The sequence below is a fragment of the Desulfobulbus alkaliphilus genome (assembly GCF_016918545.1).
GTDB lineage: Bacteria > Desulfobacterota > Desulfobulbia > Desulfobulbales > Desulfobulbaceae > Desulfobulbus > Desulfobulbus alkaliphilus.
In genome coordinates, this window is the sequence record NZ_JAFFQC010000004.1 from 41,873 (window position 1) to 59,362 (window position 17,490).

12 protein-coding genes are annotated in these 17,490 nt (G+C 53.4%); 6 read left to right on the forward strand and 6 right to left on the reverse strand.

Annotated features, from left to right (window positions below; all coding sequences use genetic code 11):
• Positions 1–145: 145 nt before the first annotated feature.
• From JWG43_RS03280 to JWG43_RS03295, 4 genes are all read right to left on the reverse strand, one after another.
• A complete protein-coding gene (locus tag JWG43_RS03280) occupies positions 146–2,332 on the reverse strand; it encodes a PAS domain S-box protein (RefSeq protein ID WP_205241389.1) in 2,187 nt (728 codons plus the stop codon).
• A 66-nt stretch (positions 2,333–2,398) separates the two neighbouring features.
• Positions 2,399–2,776: a hypothetical protein gene (locus JWG43_RS03285; RefSeq protein ID WP_205241390.1), complete on the reverse strand. Its 378-nt coding sequence runs from the start codon at positions 2,774–2,776 to the stop codon at positions 2,399–2,401.
• Positions 2,777–3,095: 319 nt separating this feature from the next.
• On the reverse strand, positions 3,096–4,508 hold the full coding sequence (locus tag JWG43_RS03290; RefSeq protein ID WP_205241391.1) for a sigma-54-dependent transcriptional regulator: 1,413 nt from the start codon (positions 4,506–4,508) through the stop codon (positions 3,096–3,098).
• A gap of 64 nt (positions 4,509–4,572) precedes the next feature.
• Positions 4,573–7,410: a PAS domain-containing hybrid sensor histidine kinase/response regulator gene (locus JWG43_RS03295; protein WP_205241392.1), complete on the reverse strand. Its 2,838-nt coding sequence runs from the start codon at positions 7,408–7,410 to the stop codon at positions 4,573–4,575.
• A gap of 386 nt (positions 7,411–7,796) precedes the next feature.
• Here JWG43_RS03295 and JWG43_RS03300 point away from each other — a divergent pair, with 386 nt between their 5' ends.
• The 6 genes from JWG43_RS03300 (at position 7,797) to JWG43_RS03320 (ending at position 15,052) form a co-directional block, all read left to right on the forward strand.
• On the forward strand, positions 7,797–8,243 hold the full coding sequence (locus JWG43_RS03300; RefSeq protein ID WP_205241393.1) for an arsenate reductase ArsC: 447 nt from the start codon (positions 7,797–7,799) through the stop codon (positions 8,241–8,243).
• Positions 8,244–8,602: 359 nt separating this feature from the next.
• Complete coding sequence (locus JWG43_RS03305) at positions 8,603–10,966, forward strand: hypothetical protein (RefSeq protein WP_205241394.1); 2,364 nt, start codon at positions 8,603–8,605, stop codon at positions 10,964–10,966.
• A 13-nt stretch (positions 10,967–10,979) separates the two neighbouring features.
• Positions 10,980–12,017 carry a phosphatidylserine decarboxylase gene (locus JWG43_RS03310; RefSeq protein WP_205241395.1) on the forward strand — a complete coding sequence of 346 codons (1,038 nt, stop codon included), beginning with the start codon at positions 10,980–10,982 and terminating at the stop codon, positions 12,015–12,017.
• Positions 12,018–12,028: 11 nt separating this feature from the next.
• On the forward strand, positions 12,029–13,081 hold the full coding sequence (locus JWG43_RS03315) for a prolipoprotein diacylglyceryl transferase family protein (protein WP_205241396.1): 1,053 nt from the start codon (positions 12,029–12,031) through the stop codon (positions 13,079–13,081).
• A 203-nt stretch (positions 13,082–13,284) separates the two neighbouring features.
• Positions 13,285–14,187: a UDP-2,3-diacylglucosamine diphosphatase gene (locus tag JWG43_RS19535; RefSeq protein WP_240193357.1), complete on the forward strand. Its 903-nt coding sequence runs from the start codon at positions 13,285–13,287 to the stop codon at positions 14,185–14,187.
• Complete coding sequence (locus JWG43_RS03320; RefSeq protein ID WP_338033226.1) at positions 14,105–15,052, forward strand: glycosyltransferase family 4 protein; 948 nt, start codon at positions 14,105–14,107, stop codon at positions 15,050–15,052. The genes JWG43_RS19535 and JWG43_RS03320 overlap by 83 nt, the downstream gene beginning before the upstream one ends.
• Positions 15,053–15,094: 42 nt before the next feature.
• Here the strand turns inward: JWG43_RS03320 and JWG43_RS03325 are convergent, their stop codons facing one another.
• Together JWG43_RS03325 and JWG43_RS03330 are read right to left on the reverse strand one after the other, a co-directional pair.
• Positions 15,095–16,435, reverse strand: coding sequence for a PhoH family protein (locus tag JWG43_RS03325; protein WP_240193358.1), 1,341 nt, complete (start codon positions 16,433–16,435; stop codon positions 15,095–15,097).
• Positions 16,377–17,153 carry a DUF1045 domain-containing protein gene (locus JWG43_RS03330; protein ID WP_205241398.1) on the reverse strand — a complete coding sequence of 259 codons (777 nt, stop codon included), beginning with the start codon at positions 17,151–17,153 and terminating at the stop codon, positions 16,377–16,379. The genes JWG43_RS03325 and JWG43_RS03330 overlap by 59 nt, the downstream gene beginning before the upstream one ends.
• Positions 17,154–17,490 lie beyond the last annotated feature (337 nt).

The window sequence follows — 17,490 nt, forward strand, 5'->3', positions numbered from 1 at the left end:
CCACGTTCAGCACTGCCCTGCCAGACATCTTGGCAAGGTCATTCGGTCTCGTCTGAAAAAGTACATAAAGGGTATTATCCTTGCCTGCATTCTTAAGCGAAGGGCGGCTGGTGAAGGGTGTGAGTCATGGGCCCGAGGCCTCCGGTCAGCCATGCAGTGAATCACCTTTTTTCCTGTCGGTGAAAGTCAGGGTGATGCTGGTGCCATTATCCTGGTCAACAACGTACTGGCCGCCGAGTTGGTGCCGACCCAGCATGCGAACGAGCGTCATGCCCAAGGTTTTGGTTTCCGTCCAGTCAAATCCAGGCGGCCAGCCGATACCGTTGTCGGCCACAGTGAGAGTATAGGTATCCTTGTCCCGGTGGAAGCTGACCAGAATTCGGCAATCATTGTTGCCGGGGCGGGGTTTGCCCTCCGGAAAGGCGTATTTGAGGGCATTGGTCACCAGTTCGTTGACAATCAGGCCACAGGGCGAGGCCAGGTCCAAGGGGATATTGCTCCCCGGAGCATCGACCAGGCAAGTGATCTCAGGAGAGCCGAAGGTGGTGCGCAGGTGGGAAATCAGGGCCTGGGTGTAGTCATGAAAATCGATGGTGGCCAGTGAATCGGCCCGGTAGAGTTTTTCATGAACCAGGCTCATGGATCGGATGCGGTTACTCAGCTCGGTGAAGATGACCTGGCCGTTGGGATCCTCGAGGGTCCGCCGTTGCATGTCCATGAGGCTGATGATGGCGGCCAGGTTGTTTTTCACCCGGTGATGGATTTCGCGCAGCAGGACCTCTTTTTCACTGAGAGCGGTGGCGAGCTGTTGTTCGTAACGTTTCCGCTCGGTGATGTCAAGGATGACACCGGAAATCCTGACAGAATCACTCACCCTGTTTTGTTCAATTTCCGCCATTGAAAAAATGTTTTTTAATTGGCCAGTGTTTTTGGTGATGATATCATATTCCAGGTTGCCCGGTTTGCCATTTTCAATCAGATCAACCATCGCCTGATGAACCCTTGCCCGCTCAACAATGCAGCTTTCCACCTCCTCTGCACTGAAACTCTCTTTGTCCAGGTCAAACCCAAATATTTTTCTTGCTTCATCGGAACCCCAGTATTTTCCGGTTTGCGGGTTATATTCCCAAATACCCACCTTGGCCAGCGCCTGGGCCTTTTTGTACCGTGATTCACTGAGCCTTAGGCGCTCTGTCTGGTGTTTGCTTTCTGTAATATCGACATGGGTCCCTATCACCCTGTCAGGTTTCCCGGTGGCATTTTTAAAGATGTTCGCCCTGGAGAGGATGTGCATCCAGTGTCCGTCTTTATGCCGCATCTGAAATTCCACCTCAAACCGTTCGCGCTTCCCTTTCAGGACCTCCCGCATTATCTGCCAGGATTTTTCAACATCTTCTGGCCTGGTTAGTTTTTCCCACACCGAAAAATCATCGGGCAGTTCATGTGGTTCGTAGCCAAGCATGCGTTTCCATCCAGGAGAATAGTAAATTTTCCTGGTCTCCAGATCCCATTCATAAACACCATCCCTGGTCGCATCCATGGCTAAATGAAAGCGTTCCTCGCTTTCCTTCAGTGCCTTTTCCGTCTGCTTTTTCTCGGTTATATCCTCGATGGCGGCAATATGCACCGCCCTGTTGGCAAGATAAAAATGTTCGGAGGTGACTTCTACCGAGAGTAACCGCCCATCCTTTTTTCGATAGACTCGTTCTTGTTTTGATACCTTTACCCGACACGCCTGGCGGGTCGCTTCAGGGGTCGTAGACAGGTCTGCCATCTGCATGGATACCAGTTTTTCAGGGGTATAACCGAACAATTGCGAGGCTTTGGTGTTGCACTCCAGGATTTGGGTGGTCTCATTGTCGACTAAAAACATGGCATTCACACCCATGTTAAAAATCAGGCGGTATTTTTCCTCACTCTCTTCCGCCTTTTTCCGCGCCGTGACATCCGTATAAAAACCTTGATGCGCAACGATTTGCCCATCCTCTCCCCGTACCGCGTGAACATTGCTGGAGACCCACAACTCGGTGCCGTCCCTACGTCGAAATCGGCATTCGTGGTTGACCACCTCGCCCTGTTCTTCCATCAGGCGCATGAATTTCCTCCTGTCGACGGGGTCGGCATACACCTGAGTGGCCATATCGGTGACCGACTCGATCAGCTCTTGCCGGGTATCGTAGCCAAGCATTTTCGCTGTCGCGGGATTGACCGAGATATAGCGCCCTTCGGGCGTGGAAGTGAAGACACCCACGGGGGCCCTCATGAAGAGGTCCTCAAGATCAGAGTCGGGCATAGGGCCACTGCCGGTGCTGGAAGTAGTTGATTCGGACATGGACGGCTCCTCGGGATGGCAACCGCTTCCCTCGGGAAAACAGCGACCGAGATCGGAAAACCAATCTTACGGCCTGAAGTGTTTGCACATATTTTCCAGACACGACGCCAGGGCACCAAACCCGTCTTCAGCGAAGAATATCAGTCGGGGAGCAAGCAACCAGGTATCATGACTGAAAAGTTGTTCTTCCTTTTCCAGCACTAAAAGTATTCTGAAGGAAAGATACTCTGACCGTGATTGTATCAATTGGTCGAGATCCATTTCATTGGCGGCGAAAAGGATCATGACATCATTACTGCGCAGCTGCAGGCTCACGGGAGAAGTCAAACCTGAACCCGGCGGCAACACGCATAATCTGCCGTTGAACGGAACCGTCCGCAGATATGCCTCGAGCCGACGATACTCGTCCGAGTCACTGGTGCCGTACAGAAAAACCTTGTTCATCTTGACCTCCGGAACGGATCAGACCCTGTATGCTCATGCATAACGCCTCTGCAACCGTTCTCTGCATGATTCCTGCCTGAACAACCGGATCAAAACTTATTCTCAAAAAAACCTATTTTCAGCACATTGAGAATTTTTCATCGCCACGGGAAGTTTTGGAGATCATCGGTGGACATCGCCTGGGACGAGTCAGTCTATTTTTCCAGACAGATATTGTCTGATTTTATGGACAGCCATGGAGGCTGCGAGCAAACCAGAAATGCCGTCAGGACCATGACGGAAAAAAGGGGGCGTAGGAAGGAAAAAGCTTCCCCTGGATTCAGTCGGAATTGAAGGGAGAGGATTTGGGCAGGTTGTGAATGTTGATCAACTGGTAGAGTCTGGCTCGGGAGAGCCCGGAAATTCGGCAGGCCTCGATGATGTTGAACCCGGTGCAATCAAGCAGGTGCTCAAGGTAATTCTTCTCCATGGTACTCTTGAACTCCTTCCATGCCGGCAGAGCTCTTGCCACCTGAGAACCGTCATCAGAATGCTCTTGCTCCTGCTCCGCGGCCATCCCTTCCAGGGTTTTGCGCACCCGGAAATGCTCAGGCAGATGGAAGGCGTACAGGGTTGGATGGCGCACAGCAGCGGCGAAGACCTGCTCCAGGGTCTGCTGAAGCTCCCTGATGTTGCCAGGCCAATCATAGGCATGCAGATGTTCAAAATAATCCTCGGTTATGCCTTTATGGGCGATTTTCAAACGGTCACAGAGGCAGGCCAGAAAATGCAGGGTCAATTCACGGATATCTTCCTTTCTTTCCCGGAGCGGCGGCAGATGAATATTGAAAGAGCGCAGGCGAAAAAACAGGTCGGAACGAAAAATCGCGTTTTCCGCGTCGTGCTCAAGATTGCGGTTGGTGGCAGCTATAACCCTGAAATCACTGTATTCTTCTTTGTCGCCGCCCACCGGACGGTAGCGACCCTCCTGCAAGACCCGCAGGAAGGTTTTCTGGATTCGCTCGGGCATTTCGCCGACTTCATCGAGAAACAGCGAGCCACCATGGGCCATCTTGATCAAACCGCCGGCACTTCTGTCAGCCCCGGTGAAGGCCCCACGAACGTGACCAAACAGGGCGCTTTCAATCAAAGTCTCCGGGAGCGAGGCGCAGTCAACCACGACGAAGGGATGTTTGGCCCGGGCGGAATTGTCGTGCAGTGCGCGGGCAAAGACCTCTTTCCCTGTTCCGGTTTTCCCAGTGATCAACACGCTGGCATCGCTGGCCGCTGCCTTGGCCAGTTGATCCAGGCAGTACTTCAGCAGGGGGCTCTTGCCGATAATCGCCTCCCGTTTCAAGGCAACGGGCACCGCGCCGATTTTGTTTTTCTCCTGGCGGTATTGCAGGACTCTGGTGAGCGGCAAGAGAAGATTTTCCAAAACGTGTGGTTTTTCCAGATAGCTCCAGGCCCCTGAGCGGATAGCCTTTTTCGCGCCGTCAGGATCTCCGCTGCCTGTCATGATGATAATTTCCGGATTTGAAGCCACGGTCTTGAATTGTGGAAAAAAATCCAGGCCATCCCCGTCAGGCATCTGGACATCGAGAAAGATGACATCAAAGGCACGGCTGCGGGCCAGGTCGACCCCATCCTTGAGCGTGTTGGCTATTTCAGCCCGATACCCGGAGCGTTGGAGTTTGGTGGCCAGCATCTCGGCCAGCATGACATCATCGTCAACAATGAGAATTTCAACCATATCTCAGCAGGAAAGTGTGGAAAAAGTTCCGTGGTGTATTGCCGTTATCGTCCATCACCGCCAATCATGACTGCCCTTCGCCGATATCCTTGTGATCCAATACTGTTCTCAGGCGTGTTGCAATCTCTATCCTGGTCATCGGTTTCATGACAAACCCTTTAATACCGTACGCAGCGACATTTTCTTCGCTGACCTGATTGCTGAAACCGGTACAGAGGATGATGGGCAGGTCAGGCCTGATCTCAAGCAACTTCCGGGCAAGATCAATCCCGGTCATACCTGGCATGGTTTGATCGGTGATGACGGCATCAAACAGCTCCGGCCGGTCGGCAAATGTGGCCAGCGCCTCTGCACTGCTTGTCTTAACCGTCACCTCATAGCCCAACCCCTCCAGTATACTCTTGCCCAGTTCAGTCAGAATAACTTCATCATCGACAAAAAGGATATGTTCTTTTCCTGTTGACGCTGAGGCCTCCAGGGACTCTTCAGAGCTGGCATCCTGATCCAGGGCAGGCAGGAAAACCCGAATAACCGTTCCTTGACCGGGCTCACTTGCACAACGGACAAAACCGCCGGAAGCAGTCACGATACCATGGACGATGGCCAGGCCCATGCCGGTACCCTTGCCGATTTCCTTGGTAGTGAAGTAAGGATCAAAAATTTTACCTTGCACCTCAAGGGGTATGCCCGGGCCGGTATCCGCAACCATGAGCATGACAAAGGGGCCGGGTTTGATCCCCGGGTATTGGAGCAGATCCTCTTGAGTCAGTCGGCAATTTTTCAGGCCGATTGTAAGAGAGCCACCATCCTGTTCCATGGCATGAAAGGCGTTGGTGCACAAATTCATGACTATCTGGTGAAGATGCGTCGGGTCCGCAAGCACGGGTTTGGTTTTTTCAATGTCCTGTTTGATGGTAATGGTTGATGGCAAGGTCGAACGCAGCAGTTTGAGCGCCTCCATGACAGCGCGCCCCGGTTCCAAGGGGATACGGCTCGTTTCGGCCTGGCGACTGAAGGCAAGGATCTGCTTGACCAGGGCCGCGGCCCGTCTCGCCGCTTCCAGGACCTTGTCCAGATCTCTGGCTATCCTCGATCCCGCGGGACTGGCCTCCCTGGCCATTTCAGCATAGCCGAGAATTGCACTGAGAATGTTATTGAAATCGTGCGCAATACCTCCAGCCAGGGTACCGATGGATTCCATCTTTTGCGCTTGAATCAATTGAGCGTGGAGTTCTTTCCGCTCTTTTTCCGCCTCTATTCGACCGGTAATGACTTCAGTATAGAGGATGATTCCGCCAATTGCACCATCTCCCTGATACCAGGGACGACATTGCCATCGAGTATGATCGATGGTCCCGTCCTCACGGACAAATTGATCATGTTCAGCACTTATCACCTCGCCGGCAAGAGCTCTTCTGTGAATATCCCGCCACTTCTGCGGGATATCAGGGAAAACATGGTAATGGTTTTTGCCTATGACATCCTTTTCCCGTACCCTGTAATCGTTGAGGTACCGTTGACTGACAAAAATATAGTTCATGTCCCGATCATGAACAGCGATGGCGCTCGGGTCATGCTGAATGATGGACCGCATCAACTCGTTCATCTCCTGGATTCTCTGCTCCGCCCACTTCTGCTCGGTCACATCCACCACCGTTGACAACCACAGCGGTCCATCCGGTATCTCGGTTGCGTACGCCGAGATGAAGCGCGTTTCTTCACCGGCTCGAGGGATGGGGATCATTTCCCAGGCCATTCTTGTGGGGTCGCCACTGGAGACATCGTTCAGAACACGGGATTTGATTTGTTGGCGAAAATCAGGGTCCTCGTAGACGGCATCCCAAAACTGGTCGGGCTGGGAGAGCGCTTCACGGGTTGTGCGATAAAATTTGACGAAATTATCGTTCATGTACACGAATTCAACCGCGGGAAACACGGAATTGACGGCAATACCGATGGGAAGATGGTCCATTATTGTCTGACTGAAGGCCTCACTTTTTCTCAAGGCTGCCTCGGCCTGCTTTCTTTCCGTGATATCACGAATAATATGCTGAAAAAACCAGGACTCATTGATACGTATGCGTCGGACACTTGACTCCACCTGGAATCTTGTCCCATCCCCGCGGACATGCACTGCCTCGTACATATAGCCGTTGTCAACATTGGCACGACCTTGTATCAATTCGTACGGTGGGCTGTGCTCGGGGTCCCGTAATTCCTTGATATTTTTTCTCAGCAATTCGTCCCTGGAAAAACCGTAGACCAAACTGGCCCGTTCGTTGGCTTCAACAATCCTACCGTCTTCAGTGATCAAGAGAATAATATCGTTTGCATAGCGGGTCAGGTATTCAAACCGCTCCAACATCGCCTGCCGTTGTTGTTCATCCCGCAGCTGCTGACGGAGCAGCGAGGTGTGCTGGTGCCGTCGATAGAGAAACAGCACCAGGGAAAACACCAGGGCCAGGGTAAAAACAGCCAACCATCGTAATCGGTTCTGTTGCCTGATGATATCCTCGGTTTTCAACAGCACCAGTTCTTCAAGGCGATTTCTGTACCGGCTCAGTTCCTCGGTATCGAGGATTTTCGCATCAGCGTCATGGATAATGGAAAGCAGGAGACTCTCCCCGCTTGAGGAGACAAACGGGGCGCTGTAGACCTCAACCATGCGGATGGTGCCATCAGCAAGGCGGTGGGGAAAGATGAAATAGGTGCGGGTCTCATCCCGGGCCCGCTGATACTCAGCTTCAATCTCCTGGGGGGACAACATGTTGATGTCCTCTATGTTCATACCCCGCAGGCGATCCCCCGGATACCCGTAAAAAGCAAGAGCGGTTTCGTTGGCATCGACAATTGCCCCATCCCGAGGATCGATAATCAGGACAACAGCAACATGATTGTTCAAGGCGGGCGGCAAAGTCGTCGAATACCCTTTTGGGGCAAAGGAAAAAAGAAAAAACGAACAGATAAGAAACAATAAGCAAGAAGAAAATGTTTTGAACATCTTATCTTTTTAATCCTCGACATTTGTTACGAACAAAAAAAAGCGGCCAGCTGTCCAGGGTCACCCGGCTTTTCAGCCAACTCGGTCAATTTTTAGACAACTTTTAACACCATCCAAACATATTCAAGATACCATGGCAGTACAATAGATCCACGCCCAAAATTCAACCTACAACCAACCCCAGGCCAGCGCGATAAAAAACAAATGAGAGTGCTCCCCTGATCCCAGGCAGCCCCGCGTCAATTCAGGTTGGAGATACCGCATCCATCAAAAAAAGGAGACACACCATGATGAACGTCCTGTTTGTCTGTGAACATAACTCGGCCCGCAGTCAAATGGCCGAGGCTTTTCTCAATCGACTCGGGGGCGACTCTTTTCTTGCCGAAAGCTGCGGCCTTGAAGCCGGGACCCTCAATCCTCTGGTGGTCGAGGTCATGATGGAAATCGGCTATGACCTGCGGAGCAAGACAACCCAGTCCGCGCTCGATCTGTTCAGGCAAGGACAAAGTTACGATATGATAATCACCGTCTGTTCACCGCAGGCAAGCGAAGGTTGTCCGCTCTTTCCCGGCCGGGCGCTGCGGTTCAACTGGCCCTTTGATGACCCGTCCCGTGTCGTTGGCGACCGGGAAAGCCAACTGGCCGCCATCAGGACAATCAGAGATCAGATCAAAGAGAAAATTGAGGAATTGATCGCCCAATACCGCGACAAAGGACTGAAAATGTTTCTGTGAAGGTCTTCTGCACCAGGGATGCCAGGGACGGAGAACGATACCCAACCAGGTCATCGGAGCCGGGGACCAGGTGTCCACTTGACTCTTTTTTCACTGCCGAACCTGAACTGTGCAAGAACAAGCAGATTTATGTTGTTTTCGCGGCATCGCCTCGATTCAGCACCAGATATCGGGTTTCCGAGGGGGGATTCTCCTTGAAAAGAAGGGTAAAGCGACCAGACTGGCTTCCGGGGCTGCCGAGTCTGGTTTTGGCCTGTTTCTTGATACAAAACTGATTCATTCATAGCCGGAATCTAACAGGCAGCCGCTACTGTGGCCATCAGGATAGTTTTTTCAGATCTCCACAGCCAAAGGCAGCCATGACCATTTCGCTTCCGGATCTTGCTCCCCCCATCGCCACAAGAAAATTCCAGCAACGGATCGAATCGTTGCGCCAGCAGTACGCAACCGCCAACAACGTGCTTCCATTCCATGGAACAGATGTCTCCGTGGGGGTGGAAAATGAATTCCAGGTGGCTGTGGAAGGCAATAACGACCAGGTTGATCTGCCCAGAACCATTATCGAATCCAACTATTACCGGAACCTCACCCTGCGGGCACGACGCGGCGATCTCAACCCTCGTCTGCTCACCGAACTGAACAGTTTTTTACATGATCAAAACAACGGGATCTGGGAAAATTCCTGGGTCCGTTTTCCCCGCCACCTGCTGAGCGCGTATTCTTCTTCAGTTCTGAACCGCGACCTGCTGGCGGACAAGAACAACCCCACCGGTCCGGCCCGAAAGGACAGCCATCGTTTTCTCTATACCGAAAAAGGGGAACCCTGGTTGCGCATACCGGTCAGTTATCTTCTCAAACTCGCCCTGGCGGAAGTCATCGGGCGATTCGATTCAACCGCACCACTTCTCCATGATACCGGCGAACACCTCATGGAGCATCTGCTCAACGACAACTGCTCCCCGGAAATAACCAGTTTTACTGTGAGCAGAGAGCAAGGCTCGGCATCGGCGGGCCATTGCACTGCCGCCGAGACAAGTCGACGCTTTTTCAGCCTCCATCTCCTTATCAGCTTTGCCAATCAGGCGTTTCGCCTGCAACATCACGGCCAGACCTGTTACCTCTATCTGGCCCCCAATCCTCCGGCACGACAAAAACAGCTCAATGAGCTCATTTCCGATCAGTTTTACCGTGAACTGTTTCTCAACCCCTGCCTGTCTGGTTGGCAGCAGGGAGAGATCAAAAAAGAATACATGGGTCTCTGCCACCGCACGCTCTCCCGCAGCCAGCTCAACACCATCACCAAACTCAAGGAAGCCGGAATCATTGTCAACAATCTGGTGGTGCTGCCCAACACCAGTTCAACCTCGCTGGCCAATAACGGGACCCATATCACCCTGGGCAGCCGCGCCCTCACGCATTGGTACCACCAACCAGAAGGTTTTCTGCTGGAAAAATATTTTGGCGACCTGGTGATCAAGATTGTCGAGCATTTTCTGCCCTTGTTTGTCACCACCTGTTCAGCCGCCCCCTACCGCCTGGCCTTTACCGATTTTCATCCGGAAAAAGTGCTGGGGTACCTGCCGCACGAACTCGATTACACCCACCTGCGCATGCTCTGGCGGCGTTGGAAAAAGAAGGCCTCCCTGCGCTTCTGCGGCCACAGCCTCACTCCGGTGGGGCCGCTTTGGCTCGACCGGCTGATCAGCACCCTGCTGCGACTGCACGGTGATTATCTGCCCGATGTGCGCCTGATCGATTATCTGGTGGCCCTGCAGAGCGTTGAGCAGAGCCCGGCCCTGGACGGGATGATGCACAACCAGGAACGACTCAAACGGGATCTCAGCGAAATGGGCGTGTTCGACAGCCGCATGGCCATCTATCTCCCCTACCGCATGCGGGCCTTGGCTGCCTATGGTTTTTCTGGATTCGAAGGACGGCACTATTCTCTTTTCCCGGATCTGGGTCCGACTTTTGCGCTCGCTGTGGACCTGCAGATCCTGATCACCAAACTGGCATATCGCTGGGTGCTCGCAGGATCAATTCATCATGGCGACATTCCTGATGATCCCTGCACCGAGAGCGAGCGTCGGCAGATCTTCTTTGCCGCAGCCATCGGTGTACCGACCGTGTTCGTCCGCGCGAACACCGGCAACACCTTCTTGCGAAGGATCATCGATCAGGTGGAACAACGACGACCCAGTCGCCGTTATCGCGGTTTCATTCGCATCGAAGTGGCCGCCTATCAGCAATCCTGCCTGAAATTGCTGCAAAAAGAATGCGCCATGCAGGATGATCAAGCCATGGCGGCGATGATCCTTGATCCCCTTGAGGCCATGCTCAAAGGCACCGCACCCACGGCAGCGGCTCGACTGACAACCGAAATTCTTTCCGAAATGGGCCGGAATACAAACCCGATGCATGTCAGGGCAGCGGACTTCAACCGGGCGGCCGAGATCTACTATCGCACCAATCTCTTGCAGACGCACCTGAAAAACGGTCTCGAAACCCTGATTGAAGACGGCCGCCGCCTTGATGCCTGTAGCGCTCCCTCCGTCTGTCTCATCAGGGAACAGCTGACCGGGACCATTCCGGCAGCATTGCTCATTGGTCAAATCGGCAGCCGGGTGTTGACCGGCAAGGCGGCAATCGATGAAATCCAACGCCTGTTGCTGCTGATCCTGCTGATAATCCATTGCGAACGGCAGACCACCGCAACTACCTGAGGTTATACGCGGCATGCAGCATCAATATATCGTCCGGACGACCGGCGAGATCATCAATGAACAGCTTATTGCTGATCGGTTCATCAGATTGCTGTATCATCAGGTACGGGAACATGCCCCGAGCCTGTTCCGCATCCTGACGGCAAAACGGATGTCCGGTGTATTGGGCTCTGTCATGTTTGATTGCAGCCTGCCGCTGAAAAGTCGCCGTGGCCTGCCTTTGCTCGAGAAAATGGGGGTCAACTGGCAGGAATGCGTCGATCCTCCTCACCTGTTTACCTCGCCTCGACACGTCTTCGAACGAAAAATACGCTACTGGGACTGTCGGCCCATGGATTCTGATCCACGGGCCGTGGTTTCTCCGGCTGATGCGCGCCTTCTTTTCGGTTCGCTGGCGGACTCGCCGGAGCTGTTTATCAAGAATACCTTCTTTTCTCTTCCTGAGCTGCTCGGGGAAAAAACATCCTGGATGACCGCTTTTTCCGGGGGAGATTTTGCCCTATTTCGACTGACGCCGGATAAATACCACTACAATCATGTTCCAGTGACTGGAGATGTGGTCGACATATACAGCATCGACGGCTGCTATCATTCCTGCAATCCTGAAGCAGTGATCGCCTTGGCCTCCCTGCATGCAAAAAACCGGCGAATAGTCACCATCATTGACACGGATGTAGCGGGAGGCACCCGTATCGGTCTGGTCGCCATGATCGAGGTGGTGGCTCTGATGATCGGTGACATTGTGCAGCAATACAGTGCCATTGCTTATGAAAACCCGCTGCCGGTGGTCAGAAAAATGCGCTTGCAGCGAGGATGCCCCAAAAGTCTGTACCGACCGGGCAGTTCCACCGATATCCTCCTTTTCCAGAAAAATGCGGTCACTTTTGCCGAAGACCTGCAGCGCAACCTGGTTCGCGGTGATGTCCAAAGCCGATTTTCCGCTGGATTGGGCCGTCCGCTGGTGGAAACCGACCTCGAAGTCCGATCAACCATCGCGGTACCAGCCGATCGCATGACAACGGCTGGTACTCTCTTGTTCTCCGTATCCTGACCTCTCACCTCATGAACGAATGGCTCTTTCTCAGTCTTGCGACCCTTGTTTTTTCGGTTTTCATAGTGCTCGGCTGGTGGTTGTTGCCTGGCGAGCGCTGGCAGATGCTGGCGTCCGTTCCATGGACCCGACGGAGCGACACCACCTGGACCGGTATCAACCTGACCAGCTATGGATTACTTGTCGCAACCTCTGCTCTAATCAGCATTGTGTTCGTGTTGCTGCTGACCGGCTCCACCGCCACATCTCTCCTGCCCGTCCTGGTCACCCTGTTTCTGGCAGTGGCCATATGTGTTCCGGCTTCCCGTCTTATTGCCCGCTGGGTGGAAAAAAAACCGCACACCTTCACTGTTGGCGGAGCCTTTTTCTGTGGGTTGGCCATCATCCCTGTCCTTGTTCTGCTGGTCAATACTGGTTGTCGATTCATGCAGAGCCCTCCCTTAGACATGGCAATGATGTTGGCGGCGATCAGCATCGGGTACGTGCTCGGTGAGGGACTGGGTCGATTGGCATGTATCAGTTTTGGCTGCTGTTACGGCAAACCGCTTGCACAGTGCCACCGCTTTACGGCCCTGCTCTTCGATCGGGTGGCTTTTGTCTTTTCAGGAACAACCCAGAAGGCGGTGTACGAAGGAGGGTTCAAAGGGGTCAAGCTGGTGCCGATTCAGGGCCTGACCAGCATGTTTCATACGATAACCGCGCTCATCGCTACCCATCTTTTTTTTCAGGGAGCGTACGGAGCGGCCTTTCTCCTCTGCCTCATCGCCTCACAGGCATGGCGTATTGTCTCCGAAGTGCTGCGGGCCGATTTTCGTGGCGGCGCCAGGATCTCCGCCTATCAGAAAATGGGGGGCGCGGCCATTCTCTACAGTTGCGGCCTCACCCTGCTGTTGCCCTCCTCTTCCCTTCCTCCCCCGGATATCACCAGAGGCCTGGGTCAAATCGCCGATCCATTGCTGCTCCTGGGCCTGCAGGTGCTCTGGTTTTTGCTCTTTGTGTTTTTCGGCCGCAGCATGGTTACAGGAGCCACCCTTTCCTTCGAGGTCCACCGCGATCGAATCTGACCTGCCACGGAACCAATAAATCCAAACAATCTCCATACTGAAAGACAATGAAATCCTGATCAAAGAAAAACAGAGCAGAGCTACACTGACCGCACAGAAGGAAAAGATGGATCCGACGCGGCGATCAAGGTGGTTTCTTGTTGATCATGCATCCGGCGCCGGCCACCTGAAACCACGGACGGCAAAGCCCGAAGGAGAACCCCATGCCGAAACTTCATTTCAGGACTCTCTGGATTTCCGACCTCCACCTGGGCACCAGAAACCTGCAGAGCGAAAAACTTCTCGATTTCCTCCTGCGGACTGAATCCGAATTTCTCTATCTGGTGGGAGATATTTTTGATCTGGTTCAAGCCCGGAGCCAATGGTACTGGCCCGAGATCAACGACCAGATCGTGCAGGCCATTCTCGACAAGGCGGAAAACGGTACCAGGGTTTTCTACATTCCGGGAAACCACGATCAAATGCTGCGCAAGTTCAACGGCACCAGCATTAACAAGATCCGCATCGTCAATAATGCGGTGCACGAAACCGCCGACGGCCACCGCTACCTGGTGCTGCACGGCGATGTTTTCGACCCGGTGGTCCAGAACATTCCCTGGCTGGCCAGTATCGGCGGCAGAGCCTATGTCATGCTGCTGGCGGTCAATCGCTGGTTCAATTTCGGCCGACGCGTCATGGGCCGTGAATATCGCTCCATATCCGCCTGGATAAAGCATCAGGTGAAAATCGTGGTCAACTACATCGGACGCTTTGAAGAAGTGGTGGTGCAGGAGGTGAGAGAACATAAGGTGGACGGTTTGATCTGCGGGCACATTCACCGCGCCGCCATCAGGGAGATCGGCAACATTCTCTACACCAATTCAGGAGACTGGGTGGAAAGCTGTACCGCTCTGGCTGAAAACACCGATGGCCGGCTCGGAATCATTGAATGGCATAATCAACAACCTCTGCAGGAAAGCACCGCGGTCAAAACCTATGAAGATCTGTATCGCCACCGATGCCTGGCATCCACAAATCAATGGAGTGGTCACCACCCTGAGCCAGACTGCACAGACCTTGCAATCCTGGGGACACGAGGTGCTGCTGATCACTCCAGACCGGTTTAAAACCCTTCCCTGTCCAACCTATCCGGAAATTCGCCTTTCCCTGGTGGTTCCAGCGACCATCAGGAAGATACTGGACGATTTTGATCCTCATGCGGTGCACATCGCCACTGAAGGCCCTATTGGCTGGATGACCCGATCTGCCTGCAGGCAACGTGATTTTGCCTTCACCACCTCCTACCATACCCGTTTTCCTGAATATGTCCGCATGCGGGCTCCGGTTCCCCTGCCCATGAGTTATGCGGTGATCAGAGGATTTCATCGCGCCGCGCGGCGAACCATGGCGGCGCCGACCATCCTCGACGAGCTGGAATCCAAAGCCTTCACCAACCTTGTCTCCTGGTCTCGAGGTGTTGACATTGACCTCTTCCGGCCTCGGGCATGGTTGGGCGACGCAATTTCCAGGCCGCTGTTTCTTTACGTGGGACGGGTAGCCGTGGAGAAAAATCTTCCCGCCTTTCTCGATCTCAATCTGCCGGGGACCAAGTGGGTGATCGGTGACGGACCTGCTCTGGAATCACTGCGCCGGGCGTATCCCGAAGTTCATTTCACCGGAGCAAAACAGGGGGTGGATCTGGCCACACATATAGCTGCAGCCGATGTATTTGTGTTTCCCAGCCGAACCGACACCTTCGGTATTGTCCTCCTCGAAGCCATGGCCTGCGGGGTCCCAGTGGCCGCTTTTCCAGTAACCGGCCCAAAATATATTGTTCGCGAAGGGAGCAACGGCTGTCTTGATATCGATCTGGGGGCTGCCGCCCTGCGGGCTCTCGCCGTATCCCGGCAACAGTGCCGGGATTATGCCACCAATCATTCATGGGAGTCCTGCACCCGCCAGTTTCTTGATAATCTGGCGGTCAACGCCTGAGAGGATCAACCGCGAATACAATTCTAGTACAAAGGAGCTACCTCACAATAGATCACTGGCCAGCATGGCGAGTTCGGAACGTTCTCCCTTCTCAAGATTGACATGGGCATACAGAGCCTGCCCCTGCATTTTTTCGATCAGGTGGCTGAGGCCGTTGGATTGACTGTCAAGATATGGGTGGTCAATCTGGTGGATGTCACCGGTGAAGACGACTTTGCTCTGTTCTCCGACCCGGGTGATAATGGTCTTGACCTCATGCGGAGTCAGGTTCTGGGCTTCATCGATAATCATGAATTTCTTGATCAGACTGCGGCCGCGGATATAGGCCAACGGCTCGATGATCAATTTTTTATCTTCAAGCAGCCTGCCCAGGCTCTGCCCCATCTCACTCTGCTCGGAAAACTGATTGCGGATCACAGCCAGATTGTCATAGAGCGGCTGCATATATGGACTGATCTTGGATTGAATGTCGCCGGGCAAATAGCCGATGTCCTTGTTGGAGAGTGGCACGATAGGGCGGGCCAGCATGATCTGCCTGTACAGGGAGAGCTGCTCAAGCCCGGCTGCCAGAGCAAGAAGAGTTTTGCCGGTCCCTGCTTTACCTGAGATGGAAACCAGCGGCACCTCGGGATTGCAAAGAGCATGGACGGCAAAACTCTGTTCAGCATTGCGGGGAAGGATACCGCACACCGTTTTTCGATTGATTCTATGAAGTCGTCCGTCCCTGGAGTTGAACCTTGCCAGCACTGATTTTTTGCCGTTCCGCACGATCAGGAATTCATTGGTAACCGGTGGCGGGTTGCATTGCAACGGTCCGGGATCAATGCCCCGTGGTTCATGATGGAGTGCTTCGATCAACTCTGTGTCCACCTCTTCCAGACAACGGCAACCTGTGTACAAGGTGTTAAGATCCTTGACATGATCGGTGGTGTAATCCTCTGCCATCAACCCGATCGCCTTGGCTTTCATCCTCAGATTGACATCCTTGGTCACCAGAACGAAGCGTCGAGAGGCCTGAGCTTGAGCCAGATGGTAGCCGATGTTGAGAATCTGATGGTCTGGCTTGCCGGGAGTGGCCGGAAAATGGTGCTGCAGGTCGTGGTGCAGGGTCTGTTCCAGCTTGATCGACACCATCCCCTTGCCCGGTCCGATGTGCACACCGCCATTGAGAAGTTTCCTGGCGCTCAGGCTGTCAAGGGTTCGGACAAACTCCCGGGCATGAAAATGCAGCGACTGATTGCCTTTCTTGAAATGATCGAGTTCCTCGAGAACAGTAATCGGAATGACGACATCATGTTCCTGAAAATTATTGATACAGGTGGAATCATGCAGGATGACATTGGTGTCCAGGATAAAGGTCTTCTTCACTGAAACGGTGGTCATGGGCGGTGGGTTCCTCGCGTCCGGTAGACATGGGGGCAAAGGGGAACTGCTGCAGACAACGCATGGGCTGGCCGGAAGGCGGTTCGACAAAAAGACAGAGTCCATCGATCAGCAAAGGGGCGGCTGATAAGGGAGAAAAGATCTCTGTCAGTGCTGCATGAATCAACTCTTTTTCTCTGCTCTCGACAAGACGGTTTGTCAGGGTGAAATGAAAACGAAACTGCTCGAAAACATAGGGATGCCCCCAGATCTCGAGGTTTCTTTTTTCCTGGCCACTGAGCACAGCCGTCTTTCGGCGAGCCAGTTCACTAGGTGACAAAGGCGCTCTGCAGTGATCAAAGGCACGGATGCAGAGCGAGGCCAGAGTCTGCAGAAGTGAGGAGTACCGGGTGGGCTGCAGACAGAAAAAGCCGTTCATCTGCGCAAGTTCCAGGCCTGGGATGGCAAATGGTCGTTGCTTGGAAACAAAATCCGACAAAACTTCAACAAGCTGACCCTCGGCTGTCTTCTCATGGAGACGAAATGGCGGGATCATGGTGGCATGAAAACCGTAATGCCTGGGGATTCTGGTCAATTCCACCATCCGTTCTGGATCGATACCACGGAGTCGTGGCGGTGTCAGGGGCTGCCCGCTTCGGGCATCCCGGCCAAGCCAACGGCTTCCCCATTGCCAGAGAGGTGAGGAGGCGGGAGGAGCGTAATAAATGGCATAACGCATGGGCACAACCAATATTGAGATTCGTTTTTCCGGCTGATCCGCGGGGAGGAAATAGAAAAGTATTTGTATATGATCATTATGAGCGCATCATTTTAGCTCCTGGTTACAAAACCATTACATTTTGATCACATTCTCAGGCTGCCGTGCACAGGATGATCAGAGTTGGCCAGCCTGTTTATCCCCTGAATCCGTGCGGACGGACGACCCGAAGGGCGGTTGGTGAAGGTCATTGTCAAGAATTCCACTACAATTATAATCTGATTACAGCAAGATATATCCAAAAAAGAACCCAGCCGTCACGGATTGAGGAGAACGACACATAGAATTTGATCAAATC